The sequence below is a fragment of the Chryseobacterium sp. HMWF035 genome (genome assembly GCF_003094695.1).
GTDB lineage: Bacteria > Bacteroidota > Bacteroidia > Flavobacteriales > Weeksellaceae > Chryseobacterium > Chryseobacterium gambrini.
Genome location: NZ_QEHP01000063.1, coordinates 1 through 16,785, shown reverse-complemented (window position 1 = coordinate 16,785; position 16,785 = coordinate 1). Strand labels below are relative to the sequence as shown.

19 protein-coding genes and 1 tRNA gene are annotated in these 16,785 nt (G+C 35.4%); 5 read left to right on the top strand and 15 right to left on the bottom strand.

Going from position 1 to position 16,785, the window contains the following annotated elements:
* Positions 1-162: 162 nt before the first annotated feature.
* A tRNA-Leu gene (locus DD829_RS10800) sits at positions 163-242 on the bottom strand.
* 79 nt (positions 243-321) lie between these two features.
* Positions 322-1,089, bottom strand: a complete 768-nt coding sequence (locus DD829_RS10795) for an MBL fold metallo-hydrolase (RefSeq protein WP_116547726.1) — start codon at positions 1,087-1,089, stop codon at positions 322-324.
* A 54-nt stretch (positions 1,090-1,143) separates the two neighbouring features.
* On the opposite strand from DD829_RS10795, the gene DD829_RS10790 reads away from it, so the two are divergent.
* Positions 1,144-2,571: a nicotinate-nucleotide adenylyltransferase gene (locus tag DD829_RS10790; protein ID WP_076395411.1), complete on the top strand. Its 1,428-nt coding sequence runs from the start codon at positions 1,144-1,146 to the stop codon at positions 2,569-2,571.
* A 12-nt stretch (positions 2,572-2,583) separates the two neighbouring features.
* Positions 2,584-3,033 (top strand): GAF domain-containing protein, encoded by a 450-nt coding sequence (locus tag DD829_RS10785; RefSeq protein ID WP_108410451.1) that lies wholly within the window; start codon positions 2,584-2,586, stop codon positions 3,031-3,033.
* Positions 3,034-3,243: 210 nt separating this feature from the next.
* Here DD829_RS10785 and DD829_RS10780 read toward each other — a convergent pair whose 3' ends face one another.
* The 5 genes from DD829_RS10780 to DD829_RS10770 form a co-directional block, all read right to left on the bottom strand.
* Complete coding sequence (locus DD829_RS10780; protein ID WP_116547725.1) at positions 3,244-3,981, bottom strand: ABC transporter substrate-binding protein; 738 nt, start codon at positions 3,979-3,981, stop codon at positions 3,244-3,246.
* Between the two features lie 26 nt (positions 3,982-4,007).
* The gene (gene mgtE / locus DD829_RS10775) at positions 4,008-5,330 is read right to left on the bottom strand and encodes a magnesium transporter (RefSeq protein ID WP_076395417.1); all 1,323 of its coding nucleotides are present in this window, start codon (positions 5,328-5,330) and stop codon (positions 4,008-4,010) included.
* 213 nt (positions 5,331-5,543) lie between these two features.
* The gene (locus tag DD829_RS23560; RefSeq protein ID WP_165796558.1) at positions 5,544-5,687 is read right to left on the bottom strand and encodes a bacteriocin-like protein; all 144 of its coding nucleotides are present in this window, start codon (positions 5,685-5,687) and stop codon (positions 5,544-5,546) included.
* 15 nt (positions 5,688-5,702) lie between these two features.
* A complete protein-coding gene (locus tag DD829_RS23555) occupies positions 5,703-5,852 on the bottom strand; it encodes a hypothetical protein (protein ID WP_165796557.1) in 150 nt (49 codons plus the stop codon).
* Between the two features lie 290 nt (positions 5,853-6,142).
* A complete protein-coding gene (locus DD829_RS10770; RefSeq protein ID WP_116547724.1) occupies positions 6,143-6,694 on the bottom strand; it encodes a pyruvate decarboxylase in 552 nt (183 codons plus the stop codon).
* A 173-nt stretch (positions 6,695-6,867) separates the two neighbouring features.
* Between DD829_RS10770 and rpsO the strand changes: the two genes are divergently transcribed.
* A complete protein-coding gene (gene rpsO, locus DD829_RS10765) occupies positions 6,868-7,137 on the top strand; it encodes a 30S ribosomal protein S15 (RefSeq protein WP_076395421.1) in 270 nt (89 codons plus the stop codon).
* 230 nt (positions 7,138-7,367) lie between these two features.
* Positions 7,368-9,632 carry a polyribonucleotide nucleotidyltransferase gene (locus DD829_RS10760; protein WP_108410430.1) on the top strand — a complete coding sequence of 755 codons (2,265 nt, stop codon included), beginning with the start codon at positions 7,368-7,370 and terminating at the stop codon, positions 9,630-9,632.
* 465 nt (positions 9,633-10,097) lie between these two features.
* Here DD829_RS10760 and DD829_RS10755 read toward each other — a convergent pair whose 3' ends face one another.
* From DD829_RS10755 to DD829_RS10730, 5 genes are all read right to left on the bottom strand, one after another.
* Positions 10,098-10,418 carry a hypothetical protein gene (locus tag DD829_RS10755; RefSeq protein WP_116547723.1) on the bottom strand — a complete coding sequence of 107 codons (321 nt, stop codon included), beginning with the start codon at positions 10,416-10,418 and terminating at the stop codon, positions 10,098-10,100.
* 65 nt (positions 10,419-10,483) lie between these two features.
* A complete protein-coding gene (locus DD829_RS10750; RefSeq protein ID WP_116547722.1) occupies positions 10,484-10,918 on the bottom strand; it encodes a hypothetical protein in 435 nt (144 codons plus the stop codon).
* A gap of 92 nt (positions 10,919-11,010) precedes the next feature.
* Positions 11,011-11,418 carry a hypothetical protein gene (locus DD829_RS10745; protein ID WP_108410419.1) on the bottom strand — a complete coding sequence of 136 codons (408 nt, stop codon included), beginning with the start codon at positions 11,416-11,418 and terminating at the stop codon, positions 11,011-11,013.
* A 30-nt stretch (positions 11,419-11,448) separates the two neighbouring features.
* Positions 11,449-12,021 carry a hypothetical protein gene (locus DD829_RS10740; protein WP_108410420.1) on the bottom strand — a complete coding sequence of 191 codons (573 nt, stop codon included), beginning with the start codon at positions 12,019-12,021 and terminating at the stop codon, positions 11,449-11,451.
* Positions 12,022-12,332: 311 nt separating this feature from the next.
* Positions 12,333-13,352, bottom strand: coding sequence for a pYEATS domain-containing protein (locus DD829_RS10730; RefSeq protein ID WP_108410422.1), 1,020 nt, complete (start codon positions 13,350-13,352; stop codon positions 12,333-12,335).
* A 426-nt stretch (positions 13,353-13,778) separates the two neighbouring features.
* On the opposite strand from DD829_RS10730, the gene DD829_RS10725 reads away from it, so the two are divergent.
* Positions 13,779-14,213, top strand: coding sequence for a cold shock domain-containing protein (locus tag DD829_RS10725; protein WP_108410423.1), 435 nt, complete (start codon positions 13,779-13,781; stop codon positions 14,211-14,213).
* 37 nt (positions 14,214-14,250) lie between these two features.
* Here DD829_RS10725 and DD829_RS10720 read toward each other — a convergent pair whose 3' ends face one another.
* The 3 genes from DD829_RS10720 to DD829_RS23550 all read right to left on the bottom strand — a co-directional run.
* The gene (locus DD829_RS10720) at positions 14,251-15,336 is read right to left on the bottom strand and encodes a DNA polymerase beta superfamily protein (RefSeq protein WP_108410424.1); all 1,086 of its coding nucleotides are present in this window, start codon (positions 15,334-15,336) and stop codon (positions 14,251-14,253) included.
* A 588-nt stretch (positions 15,337-15,924) separates the two neighbouring features.
* Complete coding sequence (locus tag DD829_RS10710; RefSeq protein WP_116547720.1) at positions 15,925-16,248, bottom strand: hypothetical protein; 324 nt, start codon at positions 16,246-16,248, stop codon at positions 15,925-15,927.
* A 3-nt stretch (positions 16,249-16,251) separates the two neighbouring features.
* On the bottom strand, positions 16,252-16,785 hold a 534-nt coding region (locus DD829_RS23550), incomplete at its 5' end, for a hypothetical protein (RefSeq protein WP_165814854.1).

The window sequence follows — 16,785 nt, the reverse complement described above, 5'->3', positions numbered from 1 at the left end:
GTATATAATATAAAGATTATGTGGAGGGGGTGGGGATAACGAAGATATGTAATAGATAGGATGTCTATTTAAATTAATATGGAAGATAATTTTTCAGCCACCCTTTTGACCACCCTGAAAAGCAAAAACCTCTGAAAATCAAATGATTTCAGAGGTTTTTTGTACCCAGGACCGGGATCGAACCGGTACTCCTAAGAACTGGTGTTTGAGACCAGCGCGTCTACCAATTCCGCCACCTGGGCAAGTGTGTTACCTTGTTTTGAATCGGTGTGCAAATATAGAAACTTTTCTTTATTTTACAAAGTTTTTTAAAGAAAAATTTTAAAAAATAATCTCCAAACCATCGTAGGCAAGGTGCATTCCGGAGGGAAGTAGTTTATCTTCAACGTTATGCAATCCTAAATGATGACTGATGTGGGTTAAAAATAATTTTTCAGGTTTCAGTTCTTCAAATAATTTAATAACATCCGGCAAAATGAAATGGGCAGGATGGGGATCAGACTTACGGATGCAGTTTAAAATCAATACATCCAGACCTTTCAGCTTATCTTTTTCCGCTTCAGAAATAAATCCTGCATCTGTAATATAAGCAAGCTTTTTAAATTTATAACCGAAAACGGGAATTTTAAAATGAATGACTTCAATCGGGGTAATTTCTGTATCTACAACTGTGAATGGTTTATTTTCAATTTCATGAAGTTCAAAAGCCGGAGCTCCGGGATATTTTTCGTCCGCAAACGCATAAGGAAAACGGTTTTTAACTTCGTCGGCAACTCTTGAAGAACAGTACAAAGGAATATCTTTTCCTGTTTTAAAAATAAGGGGACGCATATCATCAAGGCCGATAACATGGTCATTATGTTCATGAGTAAGCAGAGCAATATCTACACGATCTTCCTTGTGGGTAAGCATTTGCTGTCTGAAATCGGGTCCGCAGTCAATAAGGATTTTTTTGTCTTCATCGGTGGTTACCATCACAGAAGACCGAAGACGACTGTCTTTGGGATTACTTGAAGTACACACTTCACAAGTGCAGCCAATCACAGGAACACCCTGCGAAGTTCCCGTTCCTAAAAATTTCAACTTCATTTTCTTTTGAGGTTGGTTTAATTTTGGTAAATTTACGAAAAATTTAATGTCCTAATGTATCAGAAACTAACTCCTAAACAAAAAGCATTAACAATTAATCTAGATCCTACTATTTATGGTACTTTCGCAGAAATTGGAGCAGGGCAGGAGACAGTCCGACACTTTTTTAGAGCAGGGGGAGCTTCCGGTACAATTGCTAAGGCGATGTCGGCTTACGACAAAGATTTTAGTGATGCCATCTACGGAAAAGAGGTAAAAAACAGATACGTTACCCAAAACAGACTTCGAAAAATGCTTCGCTATGAAGTAGCCCTTATCGAAGAAAGAATTTCCAGAGAGAGCAACCCCAACAGAAAATATTTTTCTTACGCCAATACTGTTACCACGATTAATTTCGATAAAACAGTGAAAGGTCACGGTTGGGTAGGAATCCGTTTTCAGGTAAAGGAGAACGAAGATTACAATGAAATCGTTATTCACGTAAAATTCAAGGAAAATGATGCCACGTTGCAGCAGGAAACCCTTGGAAATCTGGGGGTAAATCTTATTTTCGGAGCCTTTCATTACTACGACAATCCACGAAATTTAATTGAATCTTTATACGACGACGTTGCAAAAGACAATCTTGAAATTGATATGATCGATTTCAGCGGACCGGCTTTTGCGTATGTGGATAACAGACTGATGTCTTTACAGTTGGTTAAAAACGGAATGACGGATGCCGTAATTTTCAATTCGGAAGGGAATAATATGCTTCCTGCAGATATTTTGTACAAGAAAAATATTTTTGCGGTAAGAGGAAGTTTCAGACCTGTAACGAAGGTGAACATCGATATGCTTCAGAACGGACTCGATATGTTCATGAAAGAAGTAACCTGTACTCAGGATGAAACCGAAGTTTTAATAGAAATTACCATTTCAAACCTAAGAGCCGACGGAGACATCAATGAAAGAGATTTTCTCGACAGAGTGGATGTTCTCGGCAAATTAGGATATACCGTAATCGTATCCAATTATTCTGAATATTACCGACTGATTGATTATTTTGCTTCCTACACAAGCGGAGAAATCGGTGTGGCAATGGGCGTGAATAATCTATTGATGGTATTCGATGAAAAATATTATAAAAATTTATCGGGAGGAATTCTGGAAGCTTTCGGGAAATTTTTCCGAAACGGCATGAGAGTATATCTGTATCCTTATAAAGATCCGGAAACTCACGAATTACTGGATTCCGATAACCTTAAAGTGGAAGAAAACCTTAAGGAACTTTATAAATATTTCAAGCATAACAACCGTATTGTAGATATTACCAATTATAATCCGGAATTTTTGGAAATTTATTCCAGAGATATCCTGAAGAAAATCGGGTGCAATATGAAAGGATGGGAAAATCAGCTTCCGGAAGGAGTGGCAGAGATGATAAAAGAGCGTGGAATGTTCGGCTACAAAGAAGAACTTTCCTTAAAACAATTTTCTTAAAACAGTAAAAAAATGTCAGAATTAAAAAAACGACTTTCGTCTATTCTTGAAAGTCCGAAACATAATACAGATGAGAAACTTCAGAAAGTGTGTCACCTTTTGGATCAGGAAATATCCTATTTCAACTGGACGGGTTTTTATTTCAAAAACGGAGATAAAGATGAGTTGAAACTGGGACCTTACGTTGGAGCTCCTACGGATCACACCATCATTCCTTACGGTAAAGGAATCTGCGGTCAGGTTGCCGTTTCCAATGAAACGTTTGTTGTTCCCGATGTACACGAAGAAAGTAATTATTTAAGCTGTTCTATCGATACCAAAGCGGAAATTGTAGTTCCAATCTTCAAAGACGGACAGAATATCGGCCAGATCGATATCGATTCTCATACGATTGATCCTTTTACAGAAGAAGACAGAGAATTATTGGAATGGCTGTGTAACGAAGTTTCTAAAATTTTGTAAAAATCTCGCTTTTAAAGTGTTAAAATATAAGACTCCGGCTCGAAGAGCCGGAGTCTTTTGTATGATAGGATAGGATAGATCAAAATTTCCTTTCGAAGTGGTATCAATAGAAACGGACTTTAGTCCGTTTTCATAAACAAATGAATAAATTGGCTTTAGCCAAAACTTAGAAAATTTATAAAAAAAGAGTAAGTGCCATTCGTGAAAAAATTAGTGAAATTCGTGTTTAAGATCAGAAATAAGTTCCTTAAAATAATTTTCGCACTTCGCAATGTGCGTTCCGTACCATGAAAACGCCTCTCCGTCTACAATCATTATTTTTTTATCAGGATAAAACTTCTTTAGTTCCTTAATATGTTTCTCTTTAAAAGGAAAAGGTTCGGAAGAAAGCATTATGAGTTCTGCTTCCGCAAGATCTTCCGTCTGAATCACAGGATAACGTTTCCGATCTTTAAAAATATTTTCAAAACCGATCTCACCCAGAATTTTATGAATAAAAGTATCGGAACCTATCGTCATATAAGGATTATTCCAAATTAAGTAGGCAACTTTTATGGGAGATTCAATTTTTGCGTGGTTGAGAACATCATAGATTTTAAGATTAAAAAGCTGTACTTTTTCTTCCCGATGAAATATTTTGCCTAAATTTTTAAGCATATAATAATTGTCCTCAATATTTTCAACATTGGTGACGATTACCTTGAAGTCCTGCATTAAAGCTTCTACCTGTTCTTTTACATTTTCTTCCTTATTGGCTAAAATAAGATCAGGCTGCAAAGCCTTTATTTTTTCAATATTGATATTTTTCGTACCGCCGATAACCGGTACATCTTTTACCTTTTCAGCGGGATGAATACAGAATTTCGTTCTTCCGACCACTTCTTTTTCCGTTAAACCCAAATCAAATAAAGCCTCCGTAATCGAGGGAACCAAAGAAACTACCTTCATTGTACTATTTTAGATGTCGCCTAAAATTACAAAAGTTTACCCGTTAAGAAAAGTCCTGCGACCGAAAAATAAATGATTAATCCCGTTACATCCACCAACGTGGCTACAAAAGGAGCGGAAGAAGTTGCCGGATCGAGTTTTAATTTTTTAAGAATAAAAGGAACCATAGAGCCCGAAAGTGTTCCCCAAAGGACGATCATCACCAGAGAAACGCCTACACTTAATCCAACAAAAGCCCAGTGAATTCCATAGTCGAAAAAACCTGCTTTATGCCAGATCATAATTCTCAGGAAACCGATGATCCCTAAAATTCCGCCCAATGATAAACCCGTGAAAATTTCTTTTCTCATCACATACCACCAGTCTTTTAAAGTGATTTCCTGAAGTGCCATCGCTCTGATAATCAGAGTTGCAGCCTGTGAACCGGAATTTCCTCCACTGGAAATAATCAAAGGAACAAAAAGTGCGAGAACAACCGCTTTCTGAATTTCATCCTCAAAATAGCCCATCGCCGAAGCCGTAAGCATTTCAGAGAAAAATAAAATAATCAGCCACATTCCTCTCTTTTTTACCATTTCGATAAGAGAAGTCTGCGTATAAGGAACATCCAAAGCTTCCAATCCCCCGAATTTCTGGATATCTTCCGTATTCTGTTGCTCGATCTGGTCGAGAATGTCATCAATCGTTACAATTCCTACCAGAACTCCGGCTTCAGTAATAATAGGAAGCGCAGCACGGTCATACTTTTCGAAATACTGTACCGCATCCTCTTTAGTCGTCGTTGTGGTAATCGCAACAAAATGATTATCCGTAATTTCTGAAACCAAAGTTTCTTCTTCTGCCAACAAAAGACTTCCCAGAGCAATATCGTCGATCAGCCGGTTTCTTTCGTCCACAACGTAGAGATAATTCATCGTCTCTACTTTACTTCCCACTTTTTTAATCTGCTGAAGACATCTTTTAATTGTCCATTCTTTACGGATCTGGATGTAATAAGGCGTCATAAGACGGGCAATAGAATCCGAATCGTAACCTAATAATTTAAGCGCAATTCTGCGTTCCTGCGGATTAAGATGATTGATGGAATACTTAATAAGTTCATCCGGAAAATCCTCAAAAAGAGCCGTTCTGTCATCCGGCGTCATCGCATTCAGGATTTCTGAAACTTCATCGCTTCCGATACTTCTGATGGTTTCTTCCTGAAAATCGGGATCAAGATGCGAAAAAACATCTGCTTTGTATTCTTTCGGAACTTTCAGGAATGCCAAAAGCCTCTCGTCCGCGTGAAGTTCGCTAAGAGTTTCGGCAATATCGGCAGGGTTGAAGATAAGTTCGTCTTTAGAATTCAAAACGTCAAATTTTTAAGAGTAGTGCAAAAATAGCCCAAATTTTTAAAATTGCCCAAAGAACTGCAAAATTTAAGGATTATTTAAATTTCTGAGAATAAAAAAAGCATCTGCAAAAAAGCGGATGCTTTGAAAAAAATTAAATTTCAAAAGTAATAGATTATTGTTTTTTTACGGCATTGCTGAACTTTACCATTCAGCATGCATTCTCAAACACTAAGGTTCAATGCATGCATACATATAACACGCATAATTGCAGCAATATCCGCCGAAGCAATGCGAATTTTTCGTACACTGTACCAAAGCGGCTCCATTGATTTTCTCCTGCTCCTTTCTTGTTAGTTTCTTTAGATTTTTCATAACAATCTTTTTGGGTTAAACTTCTGGACAGTTGTAGTAGACACAAACATTTTGACAGCAGGATCCTCCCGGACATTCAAAATGGTAATGATATTTCTGAAGACCTCCGCCGTTGATCTTTTCCTGCTCCTTTCTGGTGAGCTTTTTCAGGTTTGAATTTTTCATATTATTTAGATTTAATGTAAGCTAAAAATACAAAAAAGGTTTTAATTATTCACCTATAATTGAAAATTATCTAATTTTAATGTATTGAATTAGTGAAGAATATCTTTTGAATACGATAGTGGAATAAAAAAAGCACCTGCAAAAACTGCAAATGCTAAGAAATTTCAATTGAGATAGTTTGAATGAATTGTTTCAGACTAAATTAATAAAATATTTTTAATTATTCACACAGGGATGAATTTAATTTTATAAGATTCAATGACTTGCATAATAGTTTTAACTGCCGGAAATTAAAATCCGGATTCTGCAGAAGGTTTAATTTTTTTTAGCTGTTTTAAAATTCCTTTGATGGCTCCGTTGGTTCCTATCTTTACAGAATTTACAGTGGAACCAAGCAATCTCATGTTCTTTTTATACGTGTCATAATCCGTTTCGGTAACCAGATTGCCTTCTGCATCAAATAGTTTCATGCTTACCACGACCTGATTGGAAAAAACGTATTTTCCGATTCCCACTTTGAAATATTTTACTTTCGGAACAATGGCAAAATCGGCATCGTTGTTTTTACAGTAATCCCAAACAGTCTGCTTGTCTATGCTGTCAAAAGAAATCTGGGTTTCCGTTCTCAGCATTTTGTTTTTTCTTTCGCTTAAATTATCAGAAACTGCGCTGAAGAAAGCCGTATTGGTAGGTTCTTTAATTTCCTGAAGGTCGGGTTCTACCTCAGGATTGAAATATAAAACTTTTTTGATCTTGTTTTCATGGTTTTTCTGAGCTTTTAATAAAGAAAAACCTGCAAAAAGAGCTAAAGTAAAGGTGGTAAATGTTATTAATTTTCTCATCACTAAATTCGTATGCAAAATTACTGCCTTTTAGTGGGGTAGCATAATTTTTTTAAGAAATTTTTAACATTTTTTTCTATCAAAATCAATAAATGAAATCAATAATGTTGGCAGAATAAAAAAATAGTCGTACTTTTGCACCCGTTACATAATAATCATTAAACAATATTGGAATGTACTTAACAACAGAAAAAAAGCAGGAAATTTTCGCAAAACACGGAAAATCTGCACAGGACACAGGAACTGCTGAAGGGCAAATTGCACTTTTCACTTTCAGAATCAACCACCTTTCTGCTCATTTAAAGAGCAATCACAAAGATTACAACACAGAAAGATCTTTGGTGAAACTGGTAGGTAAAAGAAAAAGTTTATTAGATTACCTTAAAAATAAGGATATCGCAAGATACAGAGCAATTATTGCTGAATTAGGTTTAAGAAAATAATCTACAAAGATTTTCACATAAAAAGCAATCTCGGAAGAGGTTGCTTTTTTGTTTTCGTAATCAGAAGTGGTTTTCGGTGCAGAATATATGGAGATTATGGGATAGATGGGTAAGATTTTACAGACAAAAATTTAAAAAAATCATTATAATACATTATCTTTGCAAACGAAAATTTAGACGAAATATAATTAATTAAAGTACTCAATACGGAGTACAACACAAAACAATTTATGAGTGTACCTCAAGCAATTACAGAGCTGATTACTCTTGCAGACGGCAGAGAAATCACAATTGAAACAGGGAAATTAGCTAAGCAAGCTGACGGATCTGTAGTCGTAAAAATGGGCGGAACAATGCTTTTAGCAACTGTTGTAGCCAACAAAGAAGCCAATCCTGGTGTAGATTTTTTACCTTTAACAGTAGATTACAGAGAAAAATTCTATGCAGGCGGTAAAATCCCCGGAAACTTTTTCAGAAGAGAAGCAAGACCATCTGATCAGGAAATCCTTACGATGCGTTTGGTAGACAGAGTTTTGAGACCTTTGTTCCCTGAAGATTTCCATGCGGAAGTTCAGGTAATGATTTCATTAATTTCTTATGACGGACAGTCGATTCCTGATGATTTAGCAGGTTTGGCGGCGTCTGCAGCGATTGCCATTACAGATATTCCTTTCAACGGACCGATGTCTGAAGTACGAGTGGTAAGAATTGACGGTGAGCTTTCTATTAATCCTAAATTCGAAGATCTTAAGAATTCTGATCTTGATATTATGGTGGGAGCTACTAAAGATTCTATCGTAATGGTGGAAGGTGAAATGAAAGAAATCTCTGAGCAGGAAATGCTGGAAGCAATCACTTTCGCTCACGCTGAAATTAAAAAACAAGTTGAAGCTCAGGAAAGATTAGCTGAAAAAGTAGGAAAATCATTCCCGAAAAGAGAATATTCTCACGAAACTCATGACGAGGAAATCCGTGAAAAAGTTTGGAAAGAAACTTACGATAAAGTATATGAAGTAGCGAAAACTCCTTCAGGCAAAGAAGAAAGAGGAGAAAAATTCAAGGCGATCCGTGAAGAATTCCTTGCTCAGTATGCAGAAGATGCAGAAGAGCTTGAAAGAGTAACACCTTTCGTAAAAGTATATTACCACGATGTGGAAAAAGAAGCGATGCGTCAGATGATTTTGAATGATAAAATCCGTCTTGATGGTCGTGATCCTGAAACGATTCGTCCGATCTGGAGCGAAATCGATTATTTACCGGGAGCGCACGGTTCTGCAATTTTCACAAGAGGTGAAACGCAATCTTTAACGGCTGTAACTTTAGGTTCGGTAAAAGATGCGAACATGGTAGACAGCGTAATGGCAAACTATGACGAAAGATTCTTCTTACATTATAACTTCCCGCCGTTCTCAACGGGTGAAGCTAGACCTTTGAGAGGAACTTCAAGAAGAGAGGTTGGTCACGGAAACCTAGCTCAGAGAGCTTTGGCAAATATGATCCCTGAAGAAAATCCTTATACTATCCGTATCGTTTCTGATATTTTAGAATCAAACGGTTCTTCTTCAATGGCGACAGTTTGTGCCGGAACATTGGCATTGATGGATGCGGGTATTCAGATTACAAAACCAGTTTCAGGTATTGCAATGGGGTTGGTAACTGATGTAAAATCAGGGAAATTCACGGTACTTTCTGATATCTTAGGAGACGAAGATCATTTAGGTGATATGGACTTTAAGGTAACAGGAACTGCAGACGGAATCACAGCTTGTCAGATGGATATCAAAATCCAGGGATTATCAATGGATATTATGGAGAAAGCGCTTTTACAGGCTAAAGACGGAAGAATCCATATCTTAAATAAAATTACTGAAACAATTGCTGCTCCAAGAGAAGATGTGAAACCTCACGCTCCGAAAATGGTAATGATGGAAATTCCTAAAGATTTCATCGGTGCTGTAATCGGACCTGGTGGAAAAATCATTCAGCAAATGCAGAAGGATACAGATACTGTTATTGCAATTGAAGAAATTGGAGAAATCGGAAGAATCGAAATTTCCGGTGTCAGCAGAGAAAAAATCAACGAAGCGATTGCAAAAATCAATGAGATTACTTTTGTTCCTGTAGTAGGGGAAGTTTACAAAGGTAAGGTTGTGAAGGTAATGGATTTCGGTGCTTTCGTAGCGATTGCTAAAGGTACTGAAGGTCTTCTTCATATTTCTGAGATCGAATGGGCTCGTTTAGACAAAGTTCCTTATAACGAAGGGGATGAAGTGGAAGTGAAATTTATGGGTTATGATGACCGTAAGAAAATGAAGCTTTCCAGAAAAGTTTTGTTGCCAAGACCTCCAAGACCTGAGAAGAAAGAAGGTGAACAAAGAGGACCAAGACCGGAAGGACAGAACAACAGATCTGAAAGACCAAACAGACCGGAAGGACAGAGAAGACCGGAAGGTGAAAAACCTACGGGAGATAATAATCCTTCATCTGAAGCTTAAGATTATTCTGATATTAACAGATATGAAAACCACCGGATTTCCGGTGGTTTTTTTATGGGGTTTGTCGGTGGAGATAGGGAAAATGAGGTTTCAGATTGCGTTGTGATGATATCGGAGGGGCGATATTGAACTCCTCCGGAGTTCTGTTGCTGTATGGATGGGTTTTTCTACACAGATATTGCTCCTACGGAGCAGTTTAAGGAGGAGTTATATATTTGATATTAAAATTTAAATTGAAGGAATAAAGAATATTGTTTACAGTTGGAAGAATATAAGTTTCAGGAGTATGAGTTTTGAGTTTTAAATTATTGCTCAAAGTAGAAAGACTTTTCGCAGCAGGGGTTTTTAAAAGTAGAGTTTGCAAAATCAGTTCTTGAGTTTGAAATTATTATTGTACAAAGTAGGGATACTTTTCACAACAGGGTATTGTTTTCTATTGTTCATTGAAATCTTTCAGCCTGTTTTTTAGCGATCTTCCAAATTTAAACTTATTGCTTCTTTTATTAATTCATTTAAATCATTCCATTGGTTACATTTTTTTAGGTAGAATGGTTTCATCCAGTCATAATTTTTTATTATACAAACGCTAAAATGTCCTTCAATATCAGATGAAGAATACCACCCGATGTCTAATACATTGCCATTTGCCAATTCAACCTGCAACAAATCTTCCTTTAAATTGTCAATATTATTTTCAATGCCCAAAGATATATCTATTGTACTCAGGTCATCAAATACTATTTTACCTTTATCTCCGATTGTTTCTTTTATGTTAAATGATTTCACTATAAATTTATATTAGTTAATTTAAATAAACTTAGGATTATTGTTCAATCACATTATTGAAATGATTAAGGGATAATGAAAAGGTCGTCTTCATCCAAAATATAAAAAATTAACATATTCTTATCCAAATGAACTAAGCATGGAATATTATTTTTCAGATAATCTTCTCCTAATTCATAATTTATAAATATATCGTTTTCATAATCAAAATTTACATACATATTCTCTGAATATTGAAGAAATTGGGGTAACAATGCACTGTTTTGTAGTTCTACAAAAATGTTTTGAGATATGGTATTATAACTTGTTTTACACAAACTAAAATACATAAACTCTTCTTCCACATATAATATTAATTCATCATATACGACTTTATTTATCAATTCATTGACTAAATTAATATCCTGAATACCCGACAAATATTTATTTATTATTTCTCCGTTCTGAGTAATAAAATATTCTGATTTAGGATTGTTTAAATCTATGATTATTCTTCCCATACTATTATTTTAATTTACCTTCGCTCAAAGAAGAGATATTCTGCGAGACGATGATCTATAGATGTAATCTCTATTATGTACTATTTCAAAATTTACTTAACTTTTACATAATACAGGGATTTTTCAAGTTTATCTTCAAGATGCCTTATATAATCATCCTCTGTTAAGCCAATGTGGTATTTTTCCCAGGGAGCTGTTAAAGTTGCGTTTTTTGTAAGATATGTATTTATCAATTCCAATATTGACTTTCTGTTAAATTTTTCTCCCTGATAGTTTGTAAGTCTTTCAGATTCTTCATGATTATTGATCGTATTGTATAACATCAATAATTGATGCTTAAAGTTATTTTCTCCAAATAAAATAATCGAATTTTCCAGTCTGGTATTTAATAAATCCGGAAAACAGAAAACAGGGGTATAGACTGTATAGGGTTCTCCCCATTCGAATTTTTTTTCTTCAATCTTGCATTGGGGTACTGTGCTGTCGTCTATATAATTCATATTATTTCTGCTCTCAAAAAGTATTTTTATTTAAGAATAGATTTCAAGCGGTTTCAGGGTGATTTTATCAATTTCAACGGATTCTATCTTTTCCAGGTGGATTAAAAATTCCATCCAGCTAAGGATATGCTCTTCTTTAAGGGAATAAACATTTAATTTCCAGATTCCCGCTGGTATTTCTATCAATGGTAATTCATATTTAAAGTATTCTTCTTTGGTTACATCTCCGCTCCCGTTTAAAATGTTTTTAAGGGGTAAGGAGCTGTTGATATGGGCTTCTAGATCGCCTTTGTGATTATGGCACATCTGGGTAAAATCTGCATGAGAAACAGCGCGGACTTCATCTCCGGGTTCTACTTTTAAGTAGTTGTAAGAATCGTGAAATTCCCATCTATTGCGGTCTATTTCATCTTTATTAAAAGTAAAATCGACCTGTTCTACTGCTTCATCAGTAGTAATAATGTGGATGATTCCCTGTTTCAATAATTCTGATAATCCATCGGGATAATCGTAATTAAACTCTTTATCCGAGTAATAGTTTTTACACTTGGTGGTATTGGCAAAAATAAGTACGCCTTCTGTATTTAATCCTTCGAGAATCATGGTCTGTTTGTTTAAAAATTATAGAGAGAACTTTAAATGGGCAGAGTTTCTGAATTTATTATGCAGAATTTCTACGGGGTAAAGTTTTATATCCTGAGCAAATTAAGTATAATTATTATATTTCCCAAACCTGTTTTTTACACAGAAGCTGTATTCGAAATAAGCCCGGCAACGCTATCTTTAAAACATTGCCGCATTAAAGATACCAATCCTACGGATTGATTGACGGATTTATTTTTATTTCTACACAGATTCTGCTCCTAAAGGAGCAGCTTTTTTATTATTTTAAACAATTTAATCATTAAAAAGGTTTATCTGTCTCTAAATTCCTGTGGAACACCGGATAATTCTGCCAAATCTATTTCTAAGCGGGTACTTCCCTCATCTGCTTCAGCTCCTGCGGTGAATGCTCCATATACCTTATTTAAAACCAACCTTGCAATTCCATCAGTAACCGCAATGATGGGGTTGTCATTGTTAAAAGTAGGGTGTAAATGGAATTTAACAAACCCGGTAAGAGGATTTGCCGGATTTGTACTGCATACTTCAAGGGTTACCTTATATAATGTAGGATTTTCTGAAGGTTCTATTTTTGCCGTAATTTTTCTTTCATTACATTCAGATTTTCCGCCCCATTTTGATTTTTGAGGGTCATCCGGATCATTTGTAGCAATATTGTTTACTTCTGCTTTTACTTCATCAAACTTTTCTGAGATTGTTTTTCCGCCGCCTAAATCGGTCATTTTTTGCTGTGTATCATTAATGACTTCAGCCATTGCGTTGACTTTTTTATCTAAATCATCTTCCACTTTTTTTACCATACCAATAAAATGAAGTCTTGTCCACAGATAAACGGATAAAAAGCCAATAATAAGAAAATACAATATTACAGCGATGGCTATTTTTTCGCCAGACTCTTTATTCTGAAATATTATCGAAAAATATTTTCCCACACGCGCTAAAAATTCAGGAATATTATTCAGTTGAGTTAATCCCACTCCAACAATAATCTTTGTAAGCCAGTCACTGATCTGAACAAGATTATCATTTTGTGTAACTGAAGGTTTTCTGTCATGATTATTTGTATCTGAATTTAAAATTTTTGGTACCCCAAATAAAAATCCTGAAAGTCCACCAATTCCAAAACTGGCTCCTCCAATAAAGATACATGCTCCCGTAAGTTCTAGATAAGCCATTATTCCTCCTTTCATATTTAAAGTGTTTAAGCCGATAAGAAAGCAGATTACTATTCCGACAATAATGGAAAAGAGTAAGAAATCCCAAATGCTTTTAAGATCTCTGTTTTTTTGTTTTAATGTTAATTCTGGCATGATTATAAATTTTCTTATACGAAATTCTTACATATTCCAGAATTAATCCATTACTATTTTGTGTTATTTTTTGTTGGAATCTTCGAATTACTTTTTCATTAGGCTTCATTTAATCCCCAATCTCTAAAATAAATTGAAATTCAATGAATTGAATTCCGGAAGATTTGTTTGGTATGCTTATTTTTCGTATATTTGTTAACTTATTAAAAGAAATCTCTGTCTTTACTTTCTGTGATCGTTTAGAATATTTTATTTACTTCCGTTTCAATTGTTGTCTTTTTCAGAAGGCATTCACATTAATAAAAGCACTCAGAAACCCTTTAATAACAAGTTCGGAATTTTGGTATCGCAAGATAGCGGAAACAGGCAATGGATGAATTGCGCGGGCTTTCAATAAACGTATAAAATAAAAATTCAATAAAATATATGGCAGATTCTTTCTCTAAAAAAGAAAATTTCAAGAAAAAACAGCAAAAACTTAAAGAAAAAGCACAGCGTCGTGAAGAGCGTAAGGAGAACAATGATAAAGGGAAAACCCTTGATGAGATGTTCATGTATGTAGATGCGAACGGACAACTGACTTCTACGCCTCCGGATCATGGTGAGAAAGAGGAAATCGATATCAACAACATTCAGTTGGGAGCAGCTCCTATTGAAGCTGAAGAAGCTATAAAAACAGGAATTGTCACTTTTTTAAGCGAGAAAGGATATGGTTTCATTACGGAAGATAAAACGAAGGAAAATATCTTCTTCCACAACAATAACTGTATCGACCAGATTAAGAAGGGAAATAAAGTATCTTTCGAAAAGGAAAAATCTCCGAAAGGGTTTTCCGCAACGGAGATCAGACTTGTTAAATAATACACTATCCTCATAAAATAAAGCTTCATATGAAGCTTTATTTGTTTTTATAGAGTTCTTCTCTTATTTCAACCAGAATTTTTGTGGTTTTCTCCAGATCCGGAATTTCGGGCAGGGTAGAAGATGCATGATAATATTCAATGGAAGCAATAAGGTCTTCCGCTTTTTTTAATACTTCTTCGTACGACCGGTTTCCGGCTTTGATGTCGAGTAATTCTTCGCGGTTTTCCACGCGGATATTCAGAGAATTGTTTTTAAAAATCTGTTCGCACGACTGTAATAAACGAATCGTGTGCATCATGTTTTTGCTATCGTAATTCTGTCCGTGATTCTGATTGACGTTGTAGCGGTCTTCATTGCGTTCGGAAACCCACTTCCAGTATTCGCGGTAATCTTTGCAGTAGGTAGAATAGGCATCGAGGTTGCAGAAAAGATAGGCAAGGGGATATTGTCCTTTGGGAACGGAGGAAACAGAGACCTGATTGGCTTCCAGATTCTGAATGATTCCTTTGTATCTGAAATCGCCGGACTGATCGTAAAACAGGGCAAACATTCCTTTGGTATTGTCGATGCTTACCAAGCCGCATTTTTCCTGCTGTAAACCATTCTGATTTTCGGAGGAAGAGAATTCCCGCAGCCACTTTTTCAACGGAACGGAGCCTTGATCCTGCAAAATATAACAGAAATCGAGGATGGATTTTTTCTCTTTATCCATCGGATTGAGAATCTTTTTGTTGAGTCCTTTTGCTTTTTTGATCTGGGAAACAGCATATCCTGCAAAGGTGTCTTTGCAGAGTTTGGAAAGGAAATCTTCGGGTTTCAGGAGATCCATCAAGGGATGTTTCTGTAAGATGCAGTCTTCCGGACTGGCAATAATTTCGAGGATGTTGGGATTGTTTTTCTGTAACAGTTCGATAAGTCTTCCGATTTCGTAATAGGTAATGTCGTTGGTTTCATTGGAAATCTGCGGAATATAGTTTAACCCGAAAAAGTCTTCTTTCGGTAAATAATACACGCCGCGAATGTCTGTATCGGAATTTTCTGTTGCCAATCCGAAAGAGCGGCTTCCGGAGATGGCTTCGAAAAGGATGAGGTTTTTGTTTTTAAGGTCTTGTATGGTCATTTAATAATCTTTAAAAAGTTCAAAATCTTCAAATTTTATTTTTTGAGATTTATTTTTAAAATATCTGTTATTTCTGTTGCTTTTAAAACCTGTTCTTCCGATTAAATTACTATTAATAAAAAGATGTGTTTCTTTGTTTTCGAAAGGAATAGTTATAAAAAAACATTTTTCGAGGTTTTTGTCAAGATCCTTAAAGCATCTGTTAAGAAAAGCAAAGTTTTCTGTTTCCGAAATAAATTTCTCTTCCAATATAGAAAATTTACTTTGCGCTGAATCAATCATTGCTTGTAACCTATCGGAATTTTCATCAGGATAAATTTTAAAATAAGTTTTTACAATATACTCTATAAATTCCTGTCTATAGAAAATTTTATATTCTTTAAAGTTTTTTATGGCTGAATAAACCGGATCCTGAGAATCGTCTTTGAGGTTGGCACATCTAACTTTAACGGATTCGGGGATTTCGATTCCGTATTCAGATTTTAATTTTTCGCAATGGTTTAAAAATAAATTTTCTTCTTTATAGATAACTTTGATTTTACCTTCTGCAATTTCTTTCTTAATACTTGTAAAATAAGGATTACCGCCTTACATCCAAATCCCGTCTCTGAATATTACCGAGAAATATTTGTATTCTGCTCTGTTTTTTGCATTAAATTTGATGTGTAGAGTATCTCTTTCCTGAGGTGTATATTCAAAATCAAAAATATTTCCTTCGTTTAATTTTGATGAAATATTTTCGGTTGAGATTCCGTTTTCAAAATTATATGTAGGCATAAGGATTTTTCCTCTCAGACTAGATTCTCTTGAACCTAAATATTTATATAAAGTCCAAATATAAATATCTTTTATATCATTTATATTTCCTTCAGTACAGGTGCAGAATTGTAATTCAGTATTGGGGGTACACATAATTTAATCTAAAAAATAGGGTGAAAAATCAATTCCCTGAAAACAGCCTGCGATTGGCAAAACGTTATCGCCGTTCATGGTGACTTCATATTCTTCGCAGGTGAGCTGTGAAATTTTCTGATACCAGCTTTTCTGGTGTTCTTTCTGAATGTTGTCCAGTTTAATTAAACAGTGCAGTCCGCCGTTGGTTTTGATAAAGGTAAGACAGTCGGGGTTTAAGCAGTCTGCAATGTCTTCTCTGAATTTCTCAATGGCTTGTTGATGGTTTTTTATACGGAAGTCAATATCGAGATCAAAGAATATTTTTCGTGAAGTGGTGGTCTGAATAAGATTTAAAGCCAATGTATGGGGATTGATGGCGTTATCTTTCCGGATGAGTTTTTCCGAAATTTCTTTCATTAAAAACAATGAAGCATTGTGAAGATCGCGCGGGTTGGGAGTAGTCATGGTCGGAAGAAATCCGACCTCTTTTATGTTTTGAAAACTTTGTCTGGATTTCCTCCTGCAAAAATGATTAATACAGCTGTAATCATATCC

What these genes read in the sequence shown, in the direction of transcription:
- DD829_RS10795 (WP_116547726.1), bottom strand. Translation starts at nt 1,089, where the DNA reads ATGAAGTTGAAATTTTTAGGAACGGGAACTTCGCAGGGTGTTCCTGTG.
- DD829_RS10790 (WP_076395411.1), top strand. Translation starts at nt 1,144, where the DNA reads ATGTATCAGAAACTAACTCCTAAACAAAAAGCATTAACAATTAATCTA.
- DD829_RS10785 (WP_108410451.1), top strand. Translation starts at nt 2,584, where the DNA reads ATGTCAGAATTAAAAAAACGACTTTCGTCTATTCTTGAAAGTCCGAAA.
- DD829_RS10780 (WP_116547725.1), bottom strand. Translation starts at nt 3,981, where the DNA reads ATGAAGGTAGTTTCTTTGGTTCCCTCGATTACGGAGGCTTTATTTGAT.
- DD829_RS23560 (WP_165796558.1), bottom strand. Translation starts at nt 5,687, where the DNA reads ATGAAAAATCTAAAGAAACTAACAAGAAAGGAGCAGGAGAAAATCAAT.
- DD829_RS23555 (WP_165796557.1), bottom strand. Translation starts at nt 5,852, where the DNA reads ATGAAAAATTCAAACCTGAAAAAGCTCACCAGAAAGGAGCAGGAAAAG.
- DD829_RS10770 (WP_116547724.1), bottom strand. Translation starts at nt 6,694, where the DNA reads ATGAGAAAATTAATAACATTTACCACCTTTACTTTAGCTCTTTTTGCA.
- rpsO (WP_076395421.1), top strand. Translation starts at nt 6,868, where the DNA reads ATGTACTTAACAACAGAAAAAAAGCAGGAAATTTTCGCAAAACACGGA.
- DD829_RS10760 (WP_108410430.1), top strand. Translation starts at nt 7,368, where the DNA reads ATGAGTGTACCTCAAGCAATTACAGAGCTGATTACTCTTGCAGACGGC.
- DD829_RS10750 (WP_116547722.1), bottom strand. Translation starts at nt 10,918, where the DNA reads ATGGGAAGAATAATCATAGATTTAAACAATCCTAAATCAGAATATTTT.
- DD829_RS10745 (WP_108410419.1), bottom strand. Translation starts at nt 11,418, where the DNA reads ATGAATTATATAGACGACAGCACAGTACCCCAATGCAAGATTGAAGAA.
- DD829_RS10740 (WP_108410420.1), bottom strand. Translation starts at nt 12,021, where the DNA reads ATGATTCTCGAAGGATTAAATACAGAAGGCGTACTTATTTTTGCCAAT.
- DD829_RS10730 (WP_108410422.1), bottom strand. Translation starts at nt 13,352, where the DNA reads ATGCCAGAATTAACATTAAAACAAAAAAACAGAGATCTTAAAAGCATT.
- DD829_RS10725 (WP_108410423.1), top strand. Translation starts at nt 13,779, where the DNA reads ATGGCAGATTCTTTCTCTAAAAAAGAAAATTTCAAGAAAAAACAGCAA.
- DD829_RS10720 (WP_108410424.1), bottom strand. Translation starts at nt 15,336, where the DNA reads ATGACCATACAAGACCTTAAAAACAAAAACCTCATCCTTTTCGAAGCC.
- DD829_RS10710 (WP_116547720.1), bottom strand. Translation starts at nt 16,248, where the DNA reads ATGTGTACCCCCAATACTGAATTACAATTCTGCACCTGTACTGAAGGA.